The sequence below is a fragment of the Bradyrhizobium sp. UFLA06-06 genome (assembly GCF_054820065.1).
The window spans coordinates 170,932-195,200 of record NZ_JADFUD010000004.1; the positions used below are offsets into that span (position 1 = coordinate 170,932).

General features: G+C 63.4%; 21 protein-coding genes and 1 pseudogene. 12 read left to right on the forward strand and 10 right to left on the reverse strand.

Going from position 1 to position 24,269, the window contains the following annotated elements; all coding sequences use genetic code 11:
* The first annotated feature begins 114 nt into the window (after positions 1–114).
* Genes IF803_RS05200 through plsY form a run of 3 tightly spaced genes read left to right on the forward strand, consistent with a single transcriptional unit; the run spans position 115 to position 3,950 of the window.
* Positions 115–2,058 (forward strand): patatin-like phospholipase family protein, encoded by a 1,944-nt coding sequence (locus IF803_RS05200; protein WP_461191485.1) that lies wholly within the window; start codon positions 115–117, stop codon positions 2,056–2,058.
* A 58-nt stretch (positions 2,059–2,116) separates the two neighbouring features.
* On the forward strand, positions 2,117–3,256 hold the full coding sequence (locus IF803_RS05205) for an amidohydrolase/deacetylase family metallohydrolase (protein WP_461191486.1): 1,140 nt from the start codon (positions 2,117–2,119) through the stop codon (positions 3,254–3,256).
* A gap of 40 nt (positions 3,257–3,296) precedes the next feature.
* Positions 3,297–3,950, forward strand: coding sequence for a glycerol-3-phosphate 1-O-acyltransferase PlsY (gene plsY / locus IF803_RS05210; RefSeq protein WP_461191487.1), 654 nt, complete (start codon positions 3,297–3,299; stop codon positions 3,948–3,950).
* Between the two features lie 121 nt (positions 3,951–4,071).
* Here the strand turns inward: plsY and IF803_RS05215 are convergent, their stop codons facing one another.
* Both IF803_RS05215 and IF803_RS05220 read right to left on the reverse strand, forming a co-directional pair.
* A complete protein-coding gene (locus IF803_RS05215) occupies positions 4,072–4,575 on the reverse strand; it encodes a lipocalin-like domain-containing protein (protein ID WP_461191488.1) in 504 nt (167 codons plus the stop codon).
* 160 nt (positions 4,576–4,735) lie between these two features.
* Positions 4,736–5,518, reverse strand: a complete 783-nt coding sequence (locus tag IF803_RS05220) for an alpha/beta fold hydrolase (protein ID WP_461191489.1) — start codon at positions 5,516–5,518, stop codon at positions 4,736–4,738.
* Between the two features lie 208 nt (positions 5,519–5,726).
* Here IF803_RS05220 and IF803_RS05225 point away from each other — a divergent pair.
* Positions 5,727–6,484: pseudogene (locus IF803_RS05225) on the forward strand (IS5 family transposase); the annotation flags it as partial.
* Positions 6,485–6,487: 3 nt separating this feature from the next.
* Here IF803_RS05225 and IF803_RS05230 read toward each other — a convergent pair.
* The 5 genes from IF803_RS05230 to IF803_RS05250 all read right to left on the reverse strand — a co-directional run bounded on the left by IF803_RS05230 (position 6,488) and on the right by IF803_RS05250 (position 13,196).
* Positions 6,488–7,681, reverse strand: a complete 1,194-nt coding sequence (locus IF803_RS05230) for an aspartate kinase (protein WP_411780575.1) — start codon at positions 7,679–7,681, stop codon at positions 6,488–6,490.
* A 39-nt stretch (positions 7,682–7,720) separates the two neighbouring features.
* Positions 7,721–9,019, reverse strand: a complete 1,299-nt coding sequence (locus tag IF803_RS05235) for a peptidase M15 (RefSeq protein WP_461191490.1) — start codon at positions 9,017–9,019, stop codon at positions 7,721–7,723.
* Between the two features lie 602 nt (positions 9,020–9,621).
* On the reverse strand, positions 9,622–10,383 hold the full coding sequence (locus IF803_RS05240) for a bestrophin-like domain (RefSeq protein WP_461191491.1): 762 nt from the start codon (positions 10,381–10,383) through the stop codon (positions 9,622–9,624).
* Between the two features lie 225 nt (positions 10,384–10,608).
* Complete coding sequence (locus tag IF803_RS05245; protein WP_461191492.1) at positions 10,609–10,989, reverse strand: hypothetical protein; 381 nt, start codon at positions 10,987–10,989, stop codon at positions 10,609–10,611.
* Positions 10,990–11,585: 596 nt separating this feature from the next.
* Positions 11,586–13,196 (reverse strand): ABC transporter substrate-binding protein, encoded by a 1,611-nt coding sequence (locus IF803_RS05250; protein ID WP_461191493.1) that lies wholly within the window; start codon positions 13,194–13,196, stop codon positions 11,586–11,588.
* A 305-nt stretch (positions 13,197–13,501) separates the two neighbouring features.
* Between IF803_RS05250 and IF803_RS05255 the strand changes: the two genes are divergently transcribed.
* The 5 genes from IF803_RS05255 (at position 13,502) to coaA (ending at position 18,946) form a co-directional block, all read left to right on the forward strand.
* Positions 13,502–13,960 carry a hypothetical protein gene (locus IF803_RS05255; RefSeq protein WP_461191494.1) on the forward strand — a complete coding sequence of 153 codons (459 nt, stop codon included), beginning with the start codon at positions 13,502–13,504 and terminating at the stop codon, positions 13,958–13,960.
* 254 nt (positions 13,961–14,214) lie between these two features.
* Entirely contained in the window at positions 14,215–15,075 is an 861-nt protein-coding gene (locus IF803_RS05260) for an FAD binding domain-containing protein (protein WP_461191538.1), read from the forward strand.
* A 4-nt stretch (positions 15,076–15,079) separates the two neighbouring features.
* On the forward strand, positions 15,080–15,562 hold the full coding sequence (locus IF803_RS05265) for a (2Fe-2S)-binding protein (protein WP_018272305.1): 483 nt from the start codon (positions 15,080–15,082) through the stop codon (positions 15,560–15,562).
* Entirely contained in the window at positions 15,559–17,817 is a 2,259-nt protein-coding gene (locus tag IF803_RS05270; RefSeq protein ID WP_461191495.1) for a xanthine dehydrogenase family protein molybdopterin-binding subunit, read from the forward strand. The genes IF803_RS05265 and IF803_RS05270 overlap by 4 nt, the downstream gene beginning before the upstream one ends.
* 190 nt (positions 17,818–18,007) lie before the next feature.
* Positions 18,008–18,946, forward strand: coding sequence for a type I pantothenate kinase (gene coaA / locus IF803_RS05275; protein ID WP_461191496.1), 939 nt, complete (start codon positions 18,008–18,010; stop codon positions 18,944–18,946).
* A gap of 737 nt (positions 18,947–19,683) precedes the next feature.
* Here the strand turns inward: coaA and IF803_RS05280 are convergent.
* On the reverse strand, positions 19,684–20,628 hold the full coding sequence (locus tag IF803_RS05280; RefSeq protein ID WP_461191497.1) for an ornithine cyclodeaminase family protein: 945 nt from the start codon (positions 20,626–20,628) through the stop codon (positions 19,684–19,686).
* A 157-nt stretch (positions 20,629–20,785) separates the two neighbouring features.
* Between IF803_RS05280 and IF803_RS05285 the strand changes: the two genes are divergently transcribed.
* Together IF803_RS05285 and IF803_RS05290 are read left to right on the forward strand one after the other, a co-directional pair.
* Positions 20,786–21,526, forward strand: coding sequence for a bestrophin-like domain (locus IF803_RS05285; protein WP_461191498.1), 741 nt, complete (start codon positions 20,786–20,788; stop codon positions 21,524–21,526).
* A gap of 259 nt (positions 21,527–21,785) precedes the next feature.
* On the forward strand, positions 21,786–22,172 hold the full coding sequence (locus tag IF803_RS05290; RefSeq protein WP_461191499.1) for a COG4315 family predicted lipoprotein: 387 nt from the start codon (positions 21,786–21,788) through the stop codon (positions 22,170–22,172).
* A 167-nt stretch (positions 22,173–22,339) separates the two neighbouring features.
* Here IF803_RS05290 and IF803_RS05295 read toward each other — a convergent pair whose 3' ends face one another.
* Positions 22,340–22,921, reverse strand: coding sequence for an HdeD family acid-resistance protein (locus tag IF803_RS05295; RefSeq protein ID WP_461191500.1), 582 nt, complete (start codon positions 22,919–22,921; stop codon positions 22,340–22,342).
* 244 nt (positions 22,922–23,165) lie between these two features.
* On the opposite strand from IF803_RS05295, the gene IF803_RS05300 reads away from it, so the two are divergent.
* Entirely contained in the window at positions 23,166–23,387 is a 222-nt protein-coding gene (locus tag IF803_RS05300) for a dodecin (protein ID WP_026192947.1), read from the forward strand.
* Positions 23,388–23,700: 313 nt separating this feature from the next.
* Here the strand turns inward: IF803_RS05300 and IF803_RS05305 are convergent, their stop codons facing one another.
* Entirely contained in the window at positions 23,701–24,261 is a 561-nt protein-coding gene (locus IF803_RS05305; protein ID WP_461191501.1) for a GNAT family N-acetyltransferase, read from the reverse strand.
* Positions 24,262–24,269 lie beyond the last annotated feature (8 nt).

Below are 24,269 nucleotides of genomic sequence, written 5' to 3' on the forward strand. Positions count from 1 at the left end.
ATGGCGGATGCTGCAAATCCTGCTGCAGTGCTCCCAAGGATTTGTAGCCAGGGTGCGGCCGATTGAGCCGTGATATCGCTCGCCGGGACGACGGCCCGGCGCTAACATCGGAGCATGCATTCGAACCGTGTGCCGCCGAGCGCGACGTTTGCGTGGGGAAACGTGTCCGAGGACTTCGCGCTGTTCAGAACCCTGAGCGCGGAGCAGCGGCTGATTGCCTTTGGCGCAATGACCCGGCGCGACCTCGTGCGCGGCGAGCTGCTGGTCGAGCAGGGCGGTGCCTCCGACGCGCTATTTCTGGTGCTGCACGGCGCGCTCGCGGTGTACCGGACCAGTCATCCCGAACCGATCGCGGAGCTTCGCGCCGGGGAACTGGTCGGCGAGATCGGCTTCTTTGCCAATATCCCGCGCACGGCCAATGTGATTGCGATCCGCGACACCAGCGTGCTGGTGCTGACGCGCGCCGCCTATACGACGCTGGCGCGGGAAACGCCCGAGATCGTCGAGGCGCTGCTGGCTGCGCTCGCGCGGCGGTTTGCCACCGAGACCGCGCGTCTGTTGCCGCTCCGGGCGTCACCGAAGGCGCGCACCGTCGCGCTGATCCCGGGCGGACGGGAACCGGTGCCTGCCGCCTTTGAGCACAGGTTGCGTGAAGGCCTTGCCGCTGCGGGTGCCGAGATCGTCGACCTCGCGCGGGTCCAGGCGATGTTTCCCGGTCGCGCGCTGGATGCATCCGAAGTCGCCGACTGGCTCAACAGGATCGAGTACGACGCGCCGCTGGTGGCCTATTTCGGTGGTCCTGACGCATCGGATTGGGCGCGGAAAACCATCCGCCAGGCCGACCTTGTCGTGTTCGCCTGCCGTGGCCATGCGCCGACGCCCGATCTGACGGAGATCGAACGCTTCGCCTGCGGAGTGCATCCGGCGTCGACGCGACGCCTCGTTCGGGTTCATGACATCAGGCGCCACGAGGTCAGCGGCACCGCGGCGTGGCTGGCGCGGCTGCCCTGCTTCATGCACCATCATGTCGCGCTCGAGGACCAGCTCGACATCGACAGCCTGGTTCGCTTCCTGTGCGGTCGCGCCGTCGGATTTGTCGCCGGCGGCGGCGGCAGTCTCGGCACCGCGCATGTCGGCGTCTACAAGGCGTTTCGCGAGCGCGGCGCGATGTTCGATATCTTTGTTGGAACCAGCGTCGGCTCGGCGATGGCGGCGGGCTTTGCCAAGAACTACGACGCCGAGCATCTCGAGCGCGGCACGCATGAGATTTTCGTCTCCAGCCGCAGCTTCCGCCGCCCGACCTGGCCGCGCTACGCCTTGCTGGACCACAAGGCGTTCGATGCCGCGCTCGCCGATCAGTACGGCCACAATTGCCGGATCGAGGACTGCTGGCGGCCGTTCGCGGCGATCGCGACCAATCTGTCGACGCACAGCCTCGAATTGATCCGCACCGGTCTGCTGTGGCAGGCGGTGCGGGCATCGAGCGCCATCCCCGGTCTGCTGCCGCCGTTCTATACAAGGGAGGGTTCGATGCTGGTCGACGGATGCCTCGTCGACAACGTTCCGCTGGCGCAGATGCACCAGATGAAGAGCGGACCGAATCTGGTGGTCCATTTCGGCGACCCGGCCACCGAGATGTTCGACGTCGACTATGCCGCGCTGCCGGGGCGGCTTGAGCTGCTTGCATCGCTGCTGACGCCGTTCCGCAAGAAATTGCTTCCAGCCGCACCGAGCGCCGTCAACGTGCTGTGGCGAAGCCTCGTCGCGCATCAGCGCTATGATACGCTGCCGACCACGCCGCTCGACATGGTGATGCGTCCGCCGACGCCCGACGGCATCGACGTCACCGATTTCGACCGCCATCAGGAAATCTTCGAATCCTCGTACCGCTGGGCCCGCGAGACCATTGCTGCCTCGGAGGCGGCGCATCACCCGGCCATTGCGGCCATCGTTGCGTCGGCCAATGGAGCGGACAAGGCAACGGACATGGTTGCTGACAAGCGCGCGGATCGCGCGACAGCGACCGCGCCGGTTTCCCAACAGGCCCGTGTCGGTTGAGCGGCTTGCAGGCGCCGGCGAAGTCGACCATCGTGCCGGACCGAATCCGGAGAACACGATGCCTTTCGATTTGATCCTGCGCGGCGGACGGGTGATCGACCCGTCGCAAAAGCTCGATGCCGTGACCGATGTCGGCTTTGCCGCGGGCAAGGTCGCTGCGCTCGGCCGCGAGTTGCAAGCCGATCCCGCCACCGAGGTCCGCGACGTCTCGGGGCTGATCGTCTCACCCGGCATCATCGACCTGCACACCCATGTCTATTGGGGCGGCACCTCGCTCGGCATCGACGCCGAGGAATTTTGCCGCAACTCCGGCGTCACCACCTCGGTCGACACCGGCAGCGCCGGCCCGGGCAACTTTGCCGGCTTCCGCAAGCATGTGATCGAGCCGAGCCAGGTCCGCATCCTCGCCTATCTGCACGTTTCGCACGCCGGCATCTTCGGCTTCTCGGATCGCGTGATGGTCGGCGAGAGCGAGGAGCTGCGGCTGATGAATCCGATCGACGCCGCGCGCGTCGCCGACGAGAACCGCGACCTGATCGTCGGCATCAAGGTGCGGGTCGGCCTGTTCGCCTCGGGCACCTCGGGGCTGGTGCCGCTCGAGATCGCGCTCGAGGTCGCCGAGCAGGTCGGCATGCCCCTGATGGCGCATATCGACCATCCGCCGCCGAGCTATGAGGAGGTGCTCGCGCGCCTGCGTCCGGGCGATGTGCTGACCCATGCGTTCCGTCCGTTCCCCAACACGCCCGCGACCGCGCAGGGCACGGTGAAGAAGGTGGTGCTGGAGGCGCGCGAGCGCGGCGTGCTGTTCGACATCGGCCACGGCAAGGGCTCGTTCGCCTTCAAGACGGCGCGCGCGATGCTCGCCAACGGCTTCTACCCCGACACCATCTCCTCCGACATCCATCAACTCTGCATCGACGGCCCGGCATTCGACCAGGTGACGACGATGTCGAAATTCCTCTGCATGGGGATGCCGCTGCCGGACGTGATCGCGGCGTCCACCGTCAACGCCGCGATGGCGTTGCGGCGGCCGGAGCTCGGCAGCCTGAAGCCGGGCAGCGTCGGCGACGCCACGCTGATCTCGGTCAGGGAAGGGCAGTTCGACTATGTCGATGTGGTCGGCGAGCATCTGACGGGCGATCGCAAGATCGCATCCGAAGGCGTCGTGATCGGCGGACGCTGGTGGCATCCGCGTTAGAATTCATGGACGCGCCGCCAAGGGCATCGAGGTGACTGAGATGGTCTTCTGGATCGCGGGTGTGGCTGGACTGGCGATTGCCTATCTGCTCGGTTCGACGCCGACGGGGTATCTGGCGGGGAAGCTGCTCAGGGGCATCGATATCCGCCAGCATGGCTCCAAATCCACCGGGGCAACGAACGTATTGCGAACCCTCGGGAAGTGGCCCGCATTGGCGGTGCTCGTGGTCGACGTGCTGAAAGGCATGGCGGCCATCCTGTTCGCCCGCTGGTTTTATCCCTGGCTGTACACCTTGCCATCCGTCACGCCGCCGGCAGCGCTTGATCCGCAAACGTGCGTGTCCTGGGCTGTCTGCCTGGCCGGGCTTGCTGCGTTGTTGGGGCACGGCCGTTCGATCTGGCTGAATTTCACCGGCGGCAAATCCGCGGCGACCGGGCTCGGCGTGTTGCTGGCGATGTCGTGGCCGGTAGGGCTCGGCGCTGCGGCGGCCTTTGGCGCTGTGGTGGCCGTCTTTCGGATCGTTTCCCTCGGCTCGATGCTGGCGGCATTGACCGCGATCGTCCTCGTCTGCGGTCTGGGGCAACCATTGCCCTATCGCTTGCTGGTGATCGCCGGCGGCATCTACGTGATCGTGCGTCATCGTGCCAACATTCAGCGGCTGCTGGCCGGCACGGAGGCGCGGCTCGGGCATTGATAAAAGAAAACGCGTTTGAAGCATGGATATGGAATCCCGTTCCGATTCCATCGGAACGGCGCTCGGTCAATTTTGCTTGCTGCGTCCAGTGAGTGACGCCCGTCCAAATACGCTGGTGAACTTATTCTACCTTTTGCCAAACGACAGTGAAGCGCACGACTTTCCCAAAGTCCGGACTCATCACGGGCGCGGTCTCAACGATCAGCCTGTCTCGATCGAGTCTGAAATAGCGCACTTGATCCGTCATGTATCCTTCGTTCCACGCGACATCGGGCTTGGTTGTCCATTTATCGCCTTCGACAGTAAACCTGCCAGCGTAGGCTACCATAGAACGATATGCAGCGGCTCTCTCCTCATCAGTTTGAGCCAATTTACGGCCCTCACTCACGAGAAGCGCCATCATCCGTCCACTTGGGAGCAGTATCAGGTAGCCCTTCGGGTGCTCTCCATAAAGAGGCGCTTTCTCCTTGGTTTGCACGTCTTCCACGACGGCGGAGAGAACCTTCCAAGTGCCGTAGAGCTTGTCTGCTTCATCGGCAAACACGGGCTGCGCAAACGCCACCGATGCACTAAGGACGAGCCACGCAGCGCGCATAGTTGCCTCCAATAGCATCTTGAGTGCCAACAATCGGCTCAACGAGACGAACACTTGAGGTGTCACTAATGCTTCTTCATGAAGGCAAGAACAGCCTGATCGTAGGCGTCGGGGTTCTCCCACTGAACGGAATGTCCGCTTGCAGGGATTGCAACCCGCTCGCGATTGGGCAGGCAGCGCTCCAGCTGATCTATGACCAGATGAAACACAGGAGGGCTTCGTTCGGCGTTGGACAAAAGCGTAGGTGCCGTGATCTTCCTGGCCATGTCGCAGGTGAAAACCGGTCGCGGCCGTTTCGTGGTCGCATCCGCCTGATACGCGCAACGTCGTCGAGGTTCATCTTCTGGTGAGCGTCCGACCGGCGCTCGTAGGCTCCCGGACCGCCGATGGCATTTACGATCATAGGAATGCCCTGGTGCACATCGCCGGCCTTGAGAGCCTCTCTGGCGGGTGCCTGCGTGTTAACGAACTCCTTCAAAATCTCCATGCTGTTTGGTACGCCGTTTAGCAAGCCCATTGCAGGCGGTTCATTCAGCGCGAGGCTAACGACCATATCCGGGTGTGTCGCGGCGAAGAAAAGAGCCGCGTGCGCGCCTGATGAATGCGCCACGACCCTGATCTTGGACAAACCGAGTGCGCGCACGAAGGCGGCGATATCTTCCCCGTGCAGATCCGCCGCGCTATCCGGCATTCCTTCCGGGCTCACTACATTTGGATAGTCGTTCCGGCGACTGTACGCTATGGCACGATAGTGGACCGCAAATTTCGGAAGCTGCTCGCTCCACATGCGATAATCCTGCAAGCCACCGTGAACAAAGATGACCGGCTCACCCTGCCCCTGCTCGACATAGGCAAACTCGTAGCCGTTGACAGATACTTGCTTGACTTCATCGGCCATGGTGGTCGCGTTGCCAATAGTCAAGAATATGATCAAAGCAAAAAACGAACAGACAAAGGTTTTGCAAATCGACATTGCGGCCTCATCGAAAAGTCGATGTGTGTTTCCTGCCTAATTCTGAGATTACCCGATCTCGCGGTACTTGTCTGCTATGGGGCGGTCATTTTGATTGTCGGCTGGTTGATGTCCGCTTCTGCTTGTAAGCGTCCAAGCGAGGCTTGGCCGGAAGTGTTGCGTCTGGTCAGACCCTTATGACTCGAGCTTCCAAACTGGGACTCGAATCATGCGCTACGAACTCGCCGACAATGAATGGATCGCCATAAAGCCCATGCTGCCGAACAAGCCCGTGGCGTCCCCCGGGTGAACGACCGTCGCGTCCTCAATGGCATCTTCTGGGTCTTGCGCTCCGGAGCACCTTGGCGTGATCTGCCCGAGACGTTTGGTCCGTACACTGCTTGCTACAACCGCTTCGTCCGCTGGCGGCGGGCCGGTGTCTGGGGCCGCATCATCGACGCACTTGCCGCTGCCAGTGATGCCGTTGTCCAGATGATCGATACCTCGATTGTCCGCGTGCATCAGCATGGGGCCTGCATTACAAGAAACCAGCGCCAATCGATGGGAAGGTCACGCGGCGGCTTGACCAGCAAAATCCACGCGGTGGTCGATAGCAATGGTCTGCCGGTACGGCTGGCGTTAAGCCCCGGCGAGGCACACGACGTCCGGCTTGCCGGAAAACTGCTGTCTCGTCTGAAGTCCAGGGCAATGCTGCTTGCCGACCGTGGCCATGACGCGGACTGGATCAGGGAGCTTGCCATGACGAAGGGCGCTTGGGCCAATGTTCCGCCGAAAAGCAATCGCAACGATCCGATTTGCTTTAGCCCTTATCTCTACCGCGCTCGCAACCAGGTCGAGCGGTTCTTCAACAGGATCAAACAGTGTCGTCGGGTGGCGACGCGTTACGACAGGCTCGCCGCCAACTACCTTGCCTTCATCCAACTCGCATCTATCCGGCTATGGCTGGCTGCGCGTTATGAGTCCGCGCCCTTAGATCAGCGAATGCAAAGCCATGACCGCGGCCTCACGGCTCTCCACCGGAACAAAGAAGCTTACCGAATGCGATGACAAGACATACTTGTCGGCGATGATTCCGTGACGTTGCAGAATCTGCACCGCCTTGTATGGCAGGTCCGAGGAAATGCCGCCGAAGCAAGTGAGGCTCACCGAACTCAGCGTCTCGCGCTGTTTGCGCAGGTCTTTGCTCCGTTCCAGTGTGCGCAGCAACGCGTCGAGTGTCTCGGAATCGCAAGTCATCATGATGCGGGTTTTTTTGGCGGTGAAAGCCGAGGCGAGGAGCTGCGGCCAAGGCAAGCCATTTTGCTGGAGATGCTGTGCGAACTTCTCAAAGCCTTGATTGAGGTCCGCCGAATCGATCTCCACATGCTCAATGCGAGCCATCGAGTTGACGGCCAGGACTTTTCCGTTCTCCATGTCTGCGACCTCCTTCATCACTTGCGTGCTGTGTCGAGCGCCGCCCCACTGTCTCAGGACCAAAGGCACGTTTTGGCTGTGGGCCAGCTCCACGCTGCGAAAGTGCAGGACTTTGGCGCCCCAGAAGCACATTTCGGATAGGGATGCGAAATCCAGCTGACGCAAGGGTTTTGCGTCCGCGACGATGCGCGGGTCAGCCGAGCAAACTCCGTCGACCTCCTTGATAATCTCGCAGCACTCCGCCTTGAGCGCCGCGGCCATGGCGACCGCGGTGGTATCGCTGCCACCCCGGCCAAGCGTGGTGATTTCCTTGGTCAGCGGGTTCACGCCCTGAAAGCCCGCCAAAACCACGATGCGTCCACGATCGAGTTCTTCGCGCACGCGAATGGGCCGCACGTCCAGAATGCGTGCGGAGGAATGGGACCCGTCGGTCATGACACCGGCCTGACTGCCGGTAAAGCTGATCGCCGGCACGCCGAGATCGGACAGCGCCATGCTCATCAAGGACATGCTGATGCGCTCGCCGGTGGTCAATAGCATATCGAGTTCGCGGCGATTGGGATGCGGGCTGACCTGATAGGCCATCCTGACGAGTTCATCGGTGGTCTTGCCCATCGCTGAAACGATCGCCACGACACGATGACCACGGCCATGCAGATCGGCGACACTGCTCGCGGCCGCGCGGATTTTTGCCGGTGTTTCGAGACAGACGCCGCCGTATTTTTGTACGATGATGGGATTGCTAGGCATTCTTGCCCGCGTCGTGTTGGAAGGCGCAGCCGAACCCGATCAGATCGTTCTCCCCTTCGACGCTTTTGCGGTCTTTGATCGTTTTGCCACGACCCGCACAGCGCCCCGGTCGCGCTTCTTGCGATCCGCGTCCGCGTGCTGAGGTTTCGTCCCGCCGCGGTGAGCGGCGTATTCCTTGCCGTCTATCGGCGCGACATGCGGTGGATCTCGATCGAGATACGGTCGCCCGATTCCAAAATCCGGTCCACGCGCATCGATCCATTTCCAAAGGGCCTCGGTTGTGACCCAACGCTCCGCCCGCGTCGCGCCCTTGACGCTCACGACATCGACGGCAAGCCCGTGGCCATAGCCGCCACGGAAGCTCCCTCCATGGTATGACTTGTCGGACGCCGCCTTCAGGCCGCTCGCGATCGATTGACGATAGTCATCCCGGAACGCGCTGGTGATGCCGGGCGCCAACCCGGCCTGTTCCGCCGCGTAAAGCGCGTGAAACAGCTTGAGCTTGAAGTTCCGATCCACCCCTCCAATCACGTAGTCGATCATCGGCATGCCCATTCGCTCCGCCGCCTTCGGATCCTTCCACGTGAAATCGTTATCGACGCGCCTGGTGAACGTCCTGGTGACAGTCACCGTCTTGCGCTTCTTCTTGACGGTCACTTTCCGCTGCTCTTGTACGCTAATCGTGTCTTGCTTCGGCGTCCGTTCGTAGAGCGCCCACAGGTACCGGTCGATGCAGACATCGACGACGAGGCACTCCTCGAAAATATCCAGGGGTTTCGCGGCCGCCTCGGTGTCGCTCGACACGGGAGGCGGGCTCGCTATCGCCGCTTGCACCGGCGATGTTTCGGCTGGCAGCGTCTGCGACGAATCGGGCAACGCAGCCACGACGATTGGCTTCGGCTCGCTCGAGCTCACCGTCGCATCAGGGGCCGTCGCCGGCACCGATTCAACCGCCATCGCTGCATCGGCGTTAGCGACAGCGTTAACCATGACGCCTGCCTGCGGGGTGGCCATCGTGTCGGACGCCGTCTCCGTTACGGGTTCCGCAGCCATCGCCGCTTCAGCATTCACTTTGGCGGCGTCGCCGACTGCGGTGGCCTGTCGCGTATCAGCCGGTTCGGCGTTGGCGGCGAGAGATGGTGCGAGGTCCTCGATGGACACTGCGCCGCGGTTCCCGATGCCGGCAGAGCCGGCAAGCCAGGCAAGGAGCCAACCTGCGAGAATGACCGTCCCGCACAACTCCGGAGTCGCAATTCGCCGCGGGTTCATCACCCCGTAGCCTCCAAAGGCTCGATCCGAGCCCTGTTGCACCGCCCAGCACGCGACGGCATCGATCATTCGGATCAAAATGGAAATGCGCAATGGGCGGAAGCAGTTGGCGCCACGCTTTTCCAGAAAGTGTTGCCCGACCGCAACGCGCGGCCGCGACCAACCCGGCACGGCGCGTGCTGCTGCGTTCGGTGATTTTCACCAGCGATCGAGCTCTGATTTCCGCTCTGGGTCAAAAGCCGCCCATGGCGACCGAGCCGGGTGACTTCCGGTTCACCTCGAAGAGCCGACGTTCGCGATCGTCATGCAGACCGTCAGCTATGGGCGGCCAGAAGCGGCTCTCGCTTCACTGCGAAATCAAGTCCGCGAGCAATCGACCCATCCGTGTCCGAGTCAGCGGCCAGCTGCAAATCCGACCGCTTATTCTTCATGAGTTGCCTGTGCAGACCCAGCCTGCTTTTCGGCAAAGGAATCCAAGAGCGAACGAAATCGCTTCCTTATCTCGTCGGCCTGGTAGACGTATTTGCGGCTGAAATCCAATGTGAGAACGCCCCATCCGGCTCCGGTCCGACGGGCCGGGTGACTTCCGGTTCACCTCGAAGAGCCGACGTTCGCGATCGTCATGCAACGTCAGCTATGGGCCAGGTCCGGACATCTTGCCGGGGGTTCGGCTACGATCCGAGCGGCGCAAGGGCGTTGCGCAGCGGTGTGCTAGAAATCTGCATCAGTCCGACAAATGGCTGGCTCAACTCCAGGATCAAGAAAAGCGCTGCGGACGCGGAAGTGGCAAACACCAACATTGCAACGATGTTTATCGGGGTAAGGCGCGAGAATAAACTGAAACTCATGAAGATGATTGCCAGCCAGAAGACCAGTATCGCCAGAAAAGGCATGGGAATCGAGGTGTCAGCGTGTTCAAACAGGAGCAGGCGCGTTTGCACCAAGTCAGTGGCTAGCTGTATTGCCCGTTCCTTGAACGAGCGCTGCGCGTCTGTTTTTGGCGAGAGGTTCTGAATCTTTCCATAAGCATCCACCGACAAGGCGGTCCCCCGAAAGGGCGTTCCCTTCGCGGACTCCAAGCTGTCCTCTCGCCAAATCCTCTTAATCAAGGGCTCGACAGCGCCGCGCAGAGTGTCGCGGGCATCGCGGGACTCGGGCCCATATTGCTCAAGGAGATTGTCGAGCAGTATGATGTTGGCGGTCAAATGCCGAACTTGAGTGTTCTGAGCGTCATACGAGCTATTCGCCGAGCCAACCAGCAGACCAAGCACAAGCGCGGCGAGCGTCGTGATGAGCCCGATCCCTAACCGTATGTAATCTTTTGAATCGTCTGCCAGATAGTGGCCCGGCAGGGTGTTGCGAAGCAAAGTGCCGAGGAGCGCGGCAGCTATGATGATCGCTAACGCAATCAAGGACACTGCAATTGGGCTCATTGTAGCTAAGCTCCTGGCGCAGCCGCCTCCCGCTTAGTTGACGATGAGCGAGGACCGGCTGTCTTTCCCGATGTTGCAGCCACGGGAACCCTTTAATTGATCCTCTCCACCGGCGGTGGCTCCCAAGACCCATCTAGGATGGAAGGGGCTTTCTCGTCTGGCCAGTACAGTCGCATAAAGAGCAGGAAGCTATCCTCAGCGAATAGCTGGTGTGGATGTAGTCGATCAGGTCACGCAACGGCCGGGCTGCAGGAGCCTTGCGACTTCCGTGAGCGTGCTGACCATGGGCTCGCAGGCCACTGTCGGCTTACGGCTCTGATTCCACAGCGGCGTCTTGGTGATGCGCGCTTGCGCAGATGGAATACGGATCAGGACCGATGTATCGGCTTGATCGTTCAAGCGCAGAGAAACCGTTTTCGTCTGGACTGCGAACGGCTTGGGGGCAGCAAGATGATCTGCCTTGCCGGCGCGATTGACGATGTCACTTGGTTGTTCAGAGCTCGCCTGCCAGCGGTCTCCGAGGTCGTGACCTGAAGCGAATTGCACGGCACCGATCGTCAATGCGGTCGCGAGAGCGCCTAAAAAAGTTTTGCGAATCTGTGACATGGCCTCGCTCCCCGCCCCACGGCGATCGTTGTTCTTTATGCAGTTCCCCTTTGCCCATCGATTCCAATGCCATTTTTAACCGTCCGACTGTTTCACCATGCCTTCGTGAAGGCCGGAAAATGGTTTCGTCCCGGCGGATTGTGTTTCGTCACCCCGCGAACCGCACTCGGCGGCGGCTATTCCAGAGGTAGCGGCGATCGTCGGCTGAGGTCCGCAACGGGTCAAAAGCAGTCGACGACGATCCGGCACGGCAATTACTGCGTCGCCGTCAGAAGCGGACCTTTGTGAGTCCACGCCCTCGTTATCGGCAAGGCTGGGGTGCTGCGAATGATGCGCAACCGCAGCCATTGGTTCGCGCCGGAGGGGGAGGCGGATTTCGGAATATTGGAAATGTATTCCTGATTTGCCCGACGTGTCAAGTTGCCCGGTCGAACGCCGGCGGCCGTCGGCTCCTTTGCATGGGGTTGTTTTCGATATTTTGCAGCGCCCGCAAGCGAGAGCGGTGAAGCGCCTCGGCGGCTGAAACGATGAACCTTCCGACGTGCCTCAGCTGGTCCAACGTTGATCAGCGGCGCGCGTCGCTCGCGCCGCCGGCCTTATTCGGTCTTGTCGACGTTCCAGAACACCGGCGGCGCCGGGCCTTCCAGCACGCCGGTGAGCGATTTGCGCCAGGCGCTCGGCAAGCGGAACTGGCCGAGCGGGATATAGATCACCTGCTCGTAGGCTTGCTTTTGAATCTCGACCGCAACCTTCTTCTGCTCCTCAGGCGAGGTGGCGCGCGCATAGGCGTCGCGCATCTGCTCGAGCTTGGCGTCTTCGGGCCAGCCGAACCAGGCCCGCTTGCCGTTCGCGGCGATCTGGTTGTTGACGATCGGGTTCATCACCTCGGTCGCGCCGGTGAAGGTGAAGAACAGGTTCCAGCCGCCTTCCTTGGGCGGCTTCTGGCTGGCGCGGCGGCTCACCACGGTCTGCCAGTCCGTCACCTGCGCGTCGACGTTGAAGCCGGCCGCGCGCAACAGCTGCGCCGCGACCGTCGGCGGCCCCTTCAGCGTCTGCACGTCGCCGGGGATCATGATCACGACGGGCGTGCCGTCATAGCCCGAGGCGGCGAGCGCCTTCTTCGCCTCGGCCATGCCGTTGCCCTTGATCAGCGTCTCCGCGCCGGCGTCGCTGGCGAGCGGCGTGTCGCAGGCGAAATAGGAGCCGCAGATCTCGTAATATTTCGCGTTGCCGACGGTAGCGTCAAGCACGTCCTTCTGGTTCATCGCCAGGAATGCGGCGCGGCGGATTTTGGCGTTGTCGAATGGCGGGTGCAGGAAATTCATCCGGCCCTCGATCTGGAAGCCGAACTTGTTCAGCACGGCCACGGTGAGATCGGAGTTCGCCTCCAGCACCGGCAGCAGGTCGACCGACGGCTGTTCCAGGAAGTCGATCTCGCCGGATTGCAGTGCGTTGATCGCGGTCTGCGCGTCGGGCATCGTGACCCATTCCACGCGATCGACCTTCGCGACCTTGCCGCCCGACAGCCAATCCGGCTTGTCCTTGCGCGGCACGTAGTCGGCGTTGCGCTCATAGACGGCCTTCACGCCCGGCTGGAATTCCGCGCTCACGAACTTGAACGGCCCGCAACCGATCTGCTCGCCGATCTGCTTGCCCGGCGGCGTCTCCGCGAGCCGCTTCGGCATCATGAAGGCGACGTAGGAGGATGGCTTTGCCAGCGACTCCAGCACGAGGCCGTACGGCTCCTTGAGCTTGAGCACGATCGTCTTCGGCCCGCTCGCCTCGAGGGAAGCGGTGAATTCGGCCAGCTTCTGCGCCATGCCGTCGACGGCGGTCCAGCGCTTCAGCGAGGCGATGCAGTCCTCCGCGGTGACGGGCGCGCCGTCATGCCATTTCAGGCCGTCGCGCAGCGTGAAGGTGTAGGTGAGCTTGTCGTCCGAGATCGTCCAGTCCGCCATTTGCGGGCGGACCTTGAAGCTCGAATCGATGCCGAGCAGCGTGTCGTAGACCATGTAGCCATGGTCGCGGGTGATGTAGGCGGTGGTGAAACCGGGATCGATGATGCGCAGGTCCGAATGCATCACTGCGGTGATGGTCTTGCCCTTGCCGGCGGCAAAGGCGCGCGATGACAGGATGGCCGGCGTCGCAATCGCCGGCGGCACGCCGGCCGCAAGCTTGAGGAGCGTTCTGCGCGAAACTTCGACCATTCGCCGTCTCCCGATCTGTCATTGCGCCGGCATGCTTCACCAATCCGTTGTTGAAAGCAAGCAAGAGCCGCGCCATCGCGTTCGGTCCGGTTGCGAGGTTGCGCAGCCGTGTGCGCTCACTGCTTGAGCACGTCGCCGAGCAGGCGTTGGTTCCGGGCTTCACGTCTTGACGAGGTTGAGGAGGACTTAACCGGCTGCCGACACTTGTATTGCCTGGGTTAGCCGGGGTTGGACATCTTTCCGGTAGCTTGCTTGACGAGTGTTCGGCGGTCGAACCGCCGCGTCCCCTTGAGAGGCAAGTCGCCATGCGCCGCGGTCTGCTCGTTCTTCTCGTGTTCGTCGGCTTGGCGGTGTCCGGTCAGGACGTGCGCGCCGCGGAGTTCGGCACGCGATACAGCTACCAGCAGCTGCAGGACCTGACCGAGAAGGGTCCCAAAGGCGGAGCCCTCGCGCTTGGCTATGTGAGCCTCACGCACTCCTTCATCCTGCCCTACAAGATGACGGGATACTATGCCCTCATGGTCAAGGGCTCCGGCAAAGACCTCAACGGCCGCCCGCTCAACGTTTACCACGAGCTCTCGCCGGAGAAGATCGAGCAGATGCAGCGTGCAGGCACGCTGCCCAATCCGCTTCCCCCTTACCGGCGCACGATCTTCGAATACATGTTCGGCTATGTGTTGTGGTGGTGCATCCCGGCGGCGCTTCTCATCATCGGAATGTTCTCGATGCTTGGGATCGGCTCCGGCAAGCGCGGTCAGGCCTGACCGGTCTGGTTGACGGCCTCGTCGCGGCGGGTCGCGAGCGCGCCCCAAAGCAAGGGCCGCGCGCCGCCGCCGGCACCGCACAAGTCCGCATCCTGCATAGGAGCCTGCGCTTCCTGCCGCACCTCGCAGGCTGTTCGGACCCCGATCCGCCGTGTAGGCTCGCGATCTGCCGGCCAGCAATCAATAAGGCCACATCCCGCAAATCTTAAGGGAACAAGCAGTCGAGGGAGACCGAAAGAACCGTCATGACCGATATCCGATACGTAGCACCGCGCACGCTTGACGAAGCGATTGGCGCATTTGCTGCCGCCGGGAGTGCCGCCCGCATTATGGCAGGGGGCACCGACTTATTGGTGCAAATGCGCTCCGGCCTGGTGCGGCCGGGACTGATCGTCGACATCAAGAAGATCGGCGAGATGACCGAAATCAGCGAAACCGCCGATGGCGGTTTCCGCGTGGGTGCCGCCGTCTCCGGCGTGGAGCTCGCCGAGCATGCGCGCTTCGGCAAGGTGTGGCCCGGCGTGCTCGAGGCCGTGAACCTGATCGGCTCCAAGCAGGTGCAAGGCCGCGCCTCCGCCGGCGGCAATCTCTGCAACGGCTCGCCGGCCGGCGACAGCGTGCCGGCGATGATCGCGGCGGGCGCCGTCGTCACCCTGCAGGGTCCGAACGGCCGGCGCGACATGAAGGTTGAGGATGTGCCGGCCGGACCTGGCCGCACCAACCTCAAGCCGGGCGAGATTCTGGTCAGCTTCACGTTGCCGCCGCGGCCGAAAGGCTCGAGCGATGCGTACCTGCGGATGATCCCGCGCACCGAGATGGACATCGCGGTGGTCGGCATCGGCGTCAGCCTGACCTTGAAGGACGGCGTCTGTACCGCGGCCCGTGTCGGCCTCGGCGCGGTGGCGCCGATTGCGCTGCTGGTCGCGCCGGCGGCGAAGGCGCTGATCGGCTCGAAGCTCGACGATGTCGCGCTCGAAGCCGCCGCTGCCGCGTGCCGCGCCGCCTGTCGTCCGATCGACGACAAGCGCGGCACCATCGCTTACCGGACCAAAACAGCCGGCGTGCTGCTCAAGCGCACCGCCGCGATCGCCGCCCAGCGCGCGGGAGGACACTAGCACCATGGCGAAACTGCACGTCACCACCTCAGTCAATGGCGAGCCGGTCGAATTCCTGTGCGAGCCGTACGAGACCATGCTCGACGCGCTGCGCGGGCAATTGGGGCTCACCGGCTCCAAGGAAGGCTGCGCGTCCGGCGATTGCGGCGCCTGCTCGATCACGCTCGACGGCCGCCTGGTCTGCTCCTGCCTGATGCTCGCGGCCGAAGCCGAGGGCCACGAGATCCGCACCATCGAGGGCATGGCCAGGGGCGAGAAGCTGCATCCGTTGCAGCAGAAGTTCCTTGAGCATGCCGCGCTTCAGTGCGGCATCTGCACCTCGGGCATGCTGGTCGCCTCCGAGGCGCTGCTCGCCAAAAATTCCAATCCGACCGAAGAGGAAGTCCGCTTCTGGCTCGCCGGCAATCTCTGCCGGTGCACCGGTTACGACAAGATCGTCCGCGCGGTGATGGAGACCGCGGCTGAAATGCGGGAGATGCGCCCATGAACGTCGTCAACAACAAATGGATCGGCCAGCGCACCATCAGGCCCGATGGCGTCGACAAGGTGACCGGCCGCGCGGCGTTTGCCGCCGACACCACCATGCCCGGCATGATCTGGGGCAAGGTGCTGCGCAGCCCGCATCCGCACGCCCGCATCAAGTCGATCAACACCGCCAAGGCCGAGGCGCTGCCCGGCGTTAAGGCGGTGGTCACCTCGCGCGACATCGTCGACTTCACGATCGAGAAGGGTGCCGTGATGCTCGGCATCCAGGACATGCGCTGGATGTGCCGCAACGTGATGGCGCGCGACAAGGCGCTGTTCCCCGGCCATCCCGTCGCCGCCGTGGCCGCGACCACGGAGGCGATCGCGGCCGAGGCCTGCAAGCTGATCGAGGTCGACTACGAGGTGCTGCCCTGGGCGATCGAGATCGACGACGCCTTGAGGCCTGATGCGCCGATCCTGCACGAGTTCAACAGATTCGACGGCAAGCCCTCGAACATCATGGGCCGCATCGAATCCAAGAAGGGCGACATCGCGCAGGGCTTCAAGGATGCTGAAGTCGTCATCGAGCGCTCCTTCACCACGCGCCCGGTGCACCAGGGCTATATCGAGCCGCATGCCTGCCTGATCTCGGTCGCGGCCGACGGCAAGACCACGATCTGGTCGTCGAGCCAGGGCCAGTTCATGGTGCGCGCGATGACCTCGATGCTGACCGGCATCCAGCAGAGCGACATCCGCGCCATCCCCGCCGAGATCGGCGGCGGCTTTGGCGGCAAGACCATCGTCTATCTCGAGCCGCTGGCGACCTTGCTCGCCAAAAAATCCGGCCGCCCGGTCAAGATGGTGATGACCCGCGAGGAGGTGATGCGCGCCACCGGGCCGACCTCGGGCTCGAAGAGCACGGTGAAGATCGGCGCGAAGAAAGACGGCACCATCGTCGCCGCCCATGGCAGCTTCTATCTGCAGGCCGGCGCCTTCCCGGGCTCGCCGATCCGCGGCGCGGTCGGGTGCAGCTTCGCGCCCTACGACATTCCGCATGTGCTGTCGGAGGGGTTCGACGTCTGCTCCAACCGCTCCAAGGTCGCGGCCTATCGCGCGCCGGGCGCGCCGATCGGCGCCTATGCGGTCGAATGCGTGCTCGACGAACTCGCCGAGGCGCTCAAGATGGATCCGCTGGCGCTGCGGCTGAAGAACGCGGCGAAGGAAGGCACCAAGGCCGCCCACGGCCCGGTGTTCCCGCGCATCGGCTATATCGAGACGCTGGAAGCCGCGAAGAACCATCCGCATTATGCCGCGTCGCTCGGCAAGCTGCAGGGCAGGGGCGTCGCTTCCGGCTTCTGGTTCAATGCCGGCGGTGAATCCTCCGCGCAGGTCAACATCACCGAGGACGGCAACGTCGTCGTCACGACAGGGCATCCCGATATCGGCGGCTCGCGCGCCGGCATTGCCAATATCTGCGCCGAGCTGCTCGGCATCGATTACAAGCGCGTCTCCGTCATCATCGGCGACACCCAGACCGTCGGCTTCTCCAACCTCACCGGCGGCAGCCGCGTGCTGTTCGCCTCCTCGATGGTGGTGACGCAGGCGGCCGATAAGGTGATCGCGACCTTGCGCGAGCGCGCGGCGAAGATCTGGGAGATCGACCCGGAAGCCGTGAAGTGGGAGAACGGCGCCGCGCATCCGGTGAGCCCGAACGCCGGCCAGTTCGAGCCGTTGACGCTCGCCGATCTCGCCGAGAAGGCGCCGTCGCAGGGCGGCCCGATCGGCGCCAGCGTGCAGCTCAACACCCAGGGCGCCGAGGGCGGCTTCGGCACCCATATCTGCGACGTCGAGGTCGATGTCGATCTCGGCATCGTCCGCGTCATTCGCTACACCGCGGTGCAGGACGTCGGCCGTGCCGTGCATCCGAGCTATGTCGAAGGCCAGCTGCAAGGCGGCGTCGCGCAGGGCATCGGCTGGGCGCTGAACGAGGAATACATCTACAACAAGGACGGCAAGGTCGATAATCCGGGCTTCCTCGATTATCGGATGCCGGTCTGTTCCGACCTGCCGATGCTCGATTGCGCGCTGGTCGAGGTGCCGAACCCGAAACATCCGCAGGGCGTCAAGGGCGTCGGCGAGGTGCCGCTGGTGCCCGTGATGGCCGCGGTCGCCAACGCCGTCCACAACGCGCTCGGCAAACGCTTCTACAGCCTGCCGATGTCGCCGCCGAAGGTGTCGGAGGTGCTGGATGCACCGACGCAGCAGGCTGCGGAGTAGGGAGCGAGGGGCGGGTTGCGGTTCGCAAGCCGCCCTGCGGTTCTACAGCGGTTGCCGTGTCGCCCGGATGAGCGAAGCGATATCCGGGGAGAGAGCTTCCCGCATGTCGCGGAGCCCGTCATCGGGCGCACGTTCGTGCGACCCGTTGGCTCATGCGGGCTACTCGCCGCATCAGGCTCACCGTGAACGGATGAGGATGACCCACCCCGACGAGCTGTCCGCCTACATGATCTTCGGCCGCGGCGATTGGGCGGCCTTGCGCGCCAGCACGTCGCTGACGCTCTCGGACGCCGATCTCACGGCGTTGCGCGGATTGAACGAGCCGATCAATTCTGCCGAAGTCAGCGACGTGTATCTGCCGCTGACGCGCTTGTTGAACCTGCATTTCGCGGCGGCGCGCAACCTCGCGCATGTCAAGGCGGAGTTTCTCGGCCGGCCGGCACGTCGTTCGCCCTACATCGTTGCATTGGCCGGCAGCGTCGGCGTTGGCAAGAGCACCTTCGCCCGCGTGCTGTGCGCGCTGCTGGCCCGCTGGACGGATCATCCGCGGGTCGAGCTGGTGACGACCGACGGCTTCCTGCATGCCAACGGCGTTCTCGAAGAGCGCGGTCTGATGCGGCGCAAGGGTTTTCCCGAGAGCTATGATCTGCCGCGCATGTTGCGATTTCTGGCGGCGGCGAAGGCGGGCGAACGCGAGCTCGAGCTGCCGGTCTATTCGCACCTGATCGGCGATATCGTGCCGTCGGAACGCCAGGTCATCCAGCAGCCTGACATCCTGGTCTTCGAGGGCCTCAACGTGCTGCTGGCGCGCGGCACGGCGCCGGTGGTGGTGTCGGATTTCTTCGACTTCTCGATCTATCTCGATGCCGACGAGGCCGACATCCAGTCCTGGTATGTCGAACGCTTCCTCAGATTACAGCCGACGGCGTTCCGGAATCCCGCCTCCTATTTCCACCACTACAGGGACCTGCCGCCCAGCGATGCGCGCGAGGTCGCGGAGCGGCTGTGGCGTGAGCATCATCGCGCCAATCTCAGGGAGAACATCTTGCCGACGCGGACGCGGGCCGACGTCGTGCTGCGCAAGCGCTTCGACCACTCGATCGGTGAAGTCTGGCTGCGGGAGACGTAGCAGCGATGATGTAGCCCGGATGGGCCAACGGGTCGCGCGAACGCGCCCGATGACAGGCTCCGCGATATGCGGGACAGGTTTTCCCGCATGTCGCTGCGCTCATGCGGGCTACTTATCGACCGCCCGGTCGTTGCATTAGTTCGTGGAACGAGCCGCGATCCTCGCGCTTCCTATGGCGCTCTCAACTCCTCGGAGTTCAGAACTAAGAACCCTAATCTTATTTGATAGATCATCGATCTCTGCCGGACTTATGGGCTTCGTTTGATAGGGTAGCTTCCCCGCCTCAGGCGTCGCCGTCCTAAGCATAATATAAACTTGGTTTTCCAGGCTTCGGCCAATCGGATTATGCAGCAACTCATTTCGACCTTCTGCCAACCGACGATAATTCTTCAGCGCACTGCGAAGACTCGCTTGCAGGTCCTCGGTCATAAACGGCGCTATCTTCGCGAGCTTGTTCAGCACGTCACATTGGGTACGAGTTGCCTTAAAGAAGCTGAAAACGGTCACCGCGATAGTCAAATTCGTATCCGTGAGGTGACTGAACGTCCAGGCAAGAATCGACTCCACATGGGTCCAATTATTAGAGCATCGTCCTATTGCTGATGCCATGACTGGATCGTCATCTACGGGATGAGACATGAAATTGGCTCGATGAGTTTCAACACTCCGCACTACAAACTAGCGCCGACAATTCTCGGTAAGCAAGCAGCAATGGCAGCGCTAGCGCGGGCTACCCGTTACCGCAACTCCTTCCCCAGCTGCGCAAGCACCGTCTCGCAGGTCATCAGATCGAGATGCCCGCCGCCGGCGTTCTTGAAGAAGGTGATGTCGTCTGCTGACAGCCGGCCGGCGACCTTGCCGCCGGCGAGGTCGTAGTGGTCGCCGAGCACGTCGCTCTCCTTGATCGCGCCGCTGGCGATCGGCTGCAAAATGTCGCCGACGCCGTCGAAGGCGGATTCGCGGCGGTCGACGAAGATGCGCGAACGCCGTGCCGCCTCGTCGTCAGACTCGCGGGTCTCCGGGGTGAAGCCGCCGACCAGATCGAGATGGGTGCCGGGTCGCAAATTGGCGCCCTTGACCAGCGGCTCGCGCGAGCGGGTGCAGGTGGTAATGATATCGGCCTCGCGTGTCGCGGCGTCGAGATCGGTGACGGCTTCCGTGGCGATACCATCGCCTTCCAGCAGCGCGGCGAACTCCTGGGCGCGCTCGACCGTCCGGTTCCAGACCCGCACCCGCTTCAGCTGCGGCCGCACGGTGCGGTGGCCGCGCACCAGCCAGCGCGCCATCTCGCCGGCGCCGACCACCAGCAGCGTCTCGGCATCCGGCCGCGCCAGGTGCTTGGCGCCGAGCGCGGAATCCGCGGCGGTCTTCCAATGGGTGATTTCGGCGGCGTCCATCACCGCGAGCGGACGCCCGTCATTGCCGTCGAACAGCACGCAGACCGCCTGCACCGCCGGCAGCATGCCGTGGGCGAGGTTGCCCGGAAAGCTGGTGTAGAGCTTGGTCATCATGAAGCGGCCGGCGTCGACCGCGCTGCGCGTCACCAGCTGCTGGCCCTTGTCGTCGCCGAGATAGCCGTCGTGCACCGCGATCTTCGGCCGCCGGTGTGCGGTTTCGATCGCCTCGATCAAAACCGGAAAGCTCAGGACGCGGTTGACCTCGCTGTCGTCGACGATATGCACGTGGTTCTCTCCTCAGGCGCCCTTGCGCTGCTCCCAGAACGCGCCAAAGCCTGTCCGGACTGGATAGCGCGTGGGGACGGCTAGTCAACCGGACATGCACCATTGGGCGTCCCTTGCTATCCTGCGGACCTGATTCTCTCGCAGGTTTTCGCAAGCCGTGGTTGCATTCATCGTCGCCGTCCTGATCTTCATCCTGCTCGGCGGCGCCGCGCTTGCGACCATGGCGATCCATGCCCGGCTCGCCGATCATCACCGCAGCGACGAGACCAACACCTCGGTGCGCCTGGTCGCGACGCTGTTCGTCACCATGCCGTCGCTGCTGCTAGGACTGATGATGAACAGTGCCGCCAACACCTATGTGGCGGTCGACCGCAATTTGCATGTCTTCGCCACCGACCTCATCCTGCTCGATCGCGGCCTGCGGCCGCTCGGTCCGAGCGCCGACGAGCCGCGCAAGCGGCTGCTCGCCTATGTCGAGCAGGTGCTCAAGGATGTCCCGATCTCACGAGCGAACGAGGTGTCCGAACGCCTGCTCGACGAGGTCGGCACCAGCCTGCGCGAGCTGCGGTTCGACGACGAGCAGAAGGTCGCGCTATGGAACGACGCCCGCTCGGTCTACCGGCAGGCGGTGCAGCAGCGCTGGACCTTTGTCGAGCAGTCCGACGGTTCGTTTCCGTCGCCGCTGATCTGCATCCTGGTCGGGTGGCTGACGCTGATGTTCGCAACCCTCGGCTTTCGCGCGCCGCGCAACGCGGTGGTGATCTCGACCACCGTCGCCGCCGCGGCGCTGATCTCGGCCGCGATCTACCTGATCCTCGAAATGAGCACGCCGTTCTCCGGCCCGATCCAGCTCTCCGATCGGCCGCTGGTGCGCGCGGTCGAGGAAATCAAACGGTAGCACATTCGGTGTTGTAGCCCGGATGAGCCAACGGGTCGCGCGAACGCGCGCCCGATGACAGGCTCCGCGATATCCGGGGCGGCTCCCGCATGTCGCTCCGCTCATGCGGGCTACGCGACGGTATCGGCACGCGCCTCCGGCTTTATTCCCCTGGCATTGATCGCCGTCCCGAAAATTCTTCGCGCGCCATCAGCGGAATAGTGCGTACCCTCCGGCGTCCTTACGCATGCAAGCCATTTGCATTCGAAAAGGAGACATCATGAAGACATCGATCTCGCTCGCGCTCACCACCGCCATGTCGCTTGCGCTCGCCTCGACCGCCTTTGCCGCGCCACCGACCAAGACCGGAACCACCGCGAAGGGTTCCGTCCTCACCGACACCAAGGGGATGACGCTCTACACCTTCGACAAGGATTCGGAAGGCAAGTCGGCCTGCAACGGCCCGTGCGCGACGAACTGGCCGGTCTTGAAGGCGGATGCCAGCGACAAGGCCGAAGGCGGCTACACCATCATCTCGCGTGACGACGGCTCCAAGCAGTGGGCCTACAAGGGTAAGCCGCTCTATACCTTCGCCAAGGACCAGAAGGCCGGCGACATCACCGGCGACGGTTTCCTCAACGGCGCCTGGCACCTCGCGCAGCCCTGAGCGCTTGCAGGCGGATTGAGCGTAGGGCGGGCTAGCGCAAGCGCAACCCGCCGTCTCTCCGCACGCATACATGCGGCGGGTTACGCGGAACCTGCCATCGGGCCGCCCTGGGGGCGAACCCGTTGGCTAACCCGCCCTGCGAACCTGCCTGAAGCGACGATCGCGCCTCACGCCCTGCGCTTCAGCGCCATGCCCATGCTGATCCAGCTCACGCCGGCGCAGATCAGATCGACGCTGAGGAAGATGCCGAGCACGTAGAGGCTCGACACCGGCCAGCGCGCCAGGATCATGGCGCCGAGCACCAGCGTGATCAGGCCGGAGACCGCAACCATTCCCCACGGCGCTTCCGAGTTCATGCCGAAGGCGAGGAAGATGCGGACGATGCCGGAGACCACGAGCGCGATGCCGAGGAACAGCGTCAGCGTCGCCGCGGCGAGCAGCGGGTTCTCGAAGGTGATGAAGCCCGCCACGACATAGAGCGCGCCGAGCAGCAGCCAGAACAGGAATTTGCCCCAGGTCTTGAACTGGAACGCGTTGATGATCTCGGCGACGCCGGCGACGATCATCATGGCGCCGACGAACAGCACGCTGACGACGGTGGCGAAGAAGACGCTGCCGAAGGCGAGCACGCCGGCGATCAGGTAGATCACGCCGAGGGCGACGATCCAGCCCCACTTGGCGCGGAGGTTGGAAAGCCCGGATCCGAGGCTGTGAGGAGGTGTGGCGGGTGAGCTGGACGCAGTGGACATCGTATCGCTCCCGAATACTTGATGAAACCATGCTACCATAGGTCAAGGCACGGACAAGGGCGGGTGCGCAGCTGGCACGAACTGCATGCTGGCACCAAAGGCGCCGCGACACGTTGATTCAATTCGTCCGGCGTGTTGCCGCGCAGCATTCGTCGGTTTGACGACGGCCGGCCCGCATCGGACGATGGACTGTCCGGACCGCAGCGCAAGCGGTCCGGATCGCGCATCCACAGAGGAGGTCGACATGCCCGCCACGCACGACAAGGATCACGTTTACAAAATCCTGGAACTGGTCGGATCATCGGACAAGAGCATCGAGGCGGCGATCGAGAACGCCGTCAGCCGCGCGTCAAAGACGATCCGGGAAATGAAGTGGTTCGAGGTGGTGCAGACGCGGGGCCATATCGAAGACGGCAAGATCCGGCACTACCAGGTGGCGCTGCGGGTCGGCTTTACGCTGGAGTAGGGCGGCCTCGGTTCGTCACCCACGACAACTGTCATCGCCCGGCTTGACCGGGCGATCCAGTACGCCGCGGCCTCTCGGTTCAAGCGCGGCCGTCTCTGGAATACTGGATCACCCGCTTTCGCGGGTGATGACACCGCGCTGTTTGACGTCCTGAATTGCGACGCATCCTCATCGTCGTCCCGGCGAAGGCCGGGACCCATTACCACCGACGGTGATTGTTGCGCGACGCTGGGGCCGCAGCTTTCCTCACCAACTCAACCCTGTGGTTATGGGTCCCGGCCTTCGCCGGGACGACCAATGGAAAGAGCCCCGATCACCGTCGCGACAGCGGCGCGGGTGGCGGCGGGGCGGTGGCGCCGGCGGCGAGCGAGCGCTGCACCATCACGGTGTCGGACCAGCGGCCATAGCGATAGGCGACGCCGGGCAAATGCCCGACGCGGGCGAAGCCGAAGCGTTCGTGCAGCGCGAGCGAGGCGGCGTTGTCGCTGTCGATGTAGCCGATCATCTGGCGGAAGCCGGCGGCGGCGCAGGTGTCGATCAACTCCTGCAGCAGCCGGCCGCCGACGCGCTGGCCGGTGAAGCGGTGATGCACATAGATCGAATGCTTCACCGTGTAGCGGTAGGCCGGACGCTTGCGGAACAGCACGACATAGGCATAGCCGACCACCTCGCCGTCACAGATCGCGACGAGATGGGGCAGGCGGGTGTTGCGCAGATTCTTGCGGCGGTCGCGCAGATCGTCGGGCTCCGGCGTGCCGCTGTCGTCGACGCTTTCCTCGACGCCGCGGCGGATGTGGTGGCGGTAGATCGACAGCATGGCGTCGACGTCGCTGTCGCGGGACGGGCGGACGGTGATCTTGTGATCATTCTCCATCGTGTTGC

Coding starts and splice junctions, on each gene's coding strand:
- IF803_RS05200 (WP_461191485.1), top strand. CDS start 115: ATGCATTCGAACCGTGTGCCGCCGAGCGCGACGTTTGCGTGGGGAAAC.
- IF803_RS05295 (WP_461191500.1), bottom strand. CDS start 22,921: ATGTCCACTGCGTCCAGCTCACCCGCCACACCTCCTCACAGCCTCGGA.
- IF803_RS05205 (WP_461191486.1), top strand. CDS start 2,117: ATGCCTTTCGATTTGATCCTGCGCGGCGGACGGGTGATCGACCCGTCG.
- IF803_RS05235 (WP_461191490.1), bottom strand. CDS start 9,019: ATGATCGATGCCGTCGCGTGCTGGGCGGTGCAACAGGGCTCGGATCGA.
- IF803_RS05220 (WP_461191489.1), bottom strand. CDS start 5,518: ATGTCGATTTGCAAAACCTTTGTCTGTTCGTTTTTTGCTTTGATCATA.
- IF803_RS05250 (WP_461191493.1), bottom strand. CDS start 13,196: ATGGTCGAAGTTTCGCGCAGAACGCTCCTCAAGCTTGCGGCCGGCGTG.
- IF803_RS05300 (WP_026192947.1), top strand. CDS start 23,166: ATGCCCGCCACGCACGACAAGGATCACGTTTACAAAATCCTGGAACTG.
- IF803_RS05305 (WP_461191501.1), bottom strand. CDS start 24,261: ATGGAGAATGATCACAAGATCACCGTCCGCCCGTCCCGCGACAGCGAC.
- IF803_RS05290 (WP_461191499.1), top strand. CDS start 21,786: ATGAAGACATCGATCTCGCTCGCGCTCACCACCGCCATGTCGCTTGCG.
- IF803_RS05230 (WP_411780575.1), bottom strand. CDS start 7,681: ATGCCTAGCAATCCCATCATCGTACAAAAATACGGCGGCGTCTGTCTC.
- IF803_RS05255 (WP_461191494.1), top strand. CDS start 13,502: ATGCGCCGCGGTCTGCTCGTTCTTCTCGTGTTCGTCGGCTTGGCGGTG.
- IF803_RS05245 (WP_461191492.1), bottom strand. CDS start 10,989: ATGTCACAGATTCGCAAAACTTTTTTAGGCGCTCTCGCGACCGCATTG.
- IF803_RS05265 (WP_018272305.1), top strand. CDS start 15,080: ATGGCGAAACTGCACGTCACCACCTCAGTCAATGGCGAGCCGGTCGAA.
- IF803_RS05270 (WP_461191495.1), top strand. CDS start 15,559: ATGAACGTCGTCAACAACAAATGGATCGGCCAGCGCACCATCAGGCCC.
- plsY (WP_461191487.1), top strand. CDS start 3,297: ATGGTCTTCTGGATCGCGGGTGTGGCTGGACTGGCGATTGCCTATCTG.
- IF803_RS05240 (WP_461191491.1), bottom strand. CDS start 10,383: ATGAGCCCAATTGCAGTGTCCTTGATTGCGTTAGCGATCATCATAGCT.
- coaA (WP_461191496.1), top strand. CDS start 18,008: ATGAGGATGACCCACCCCGACGAGCTGTCCGCCTACATGATCTTCGGC.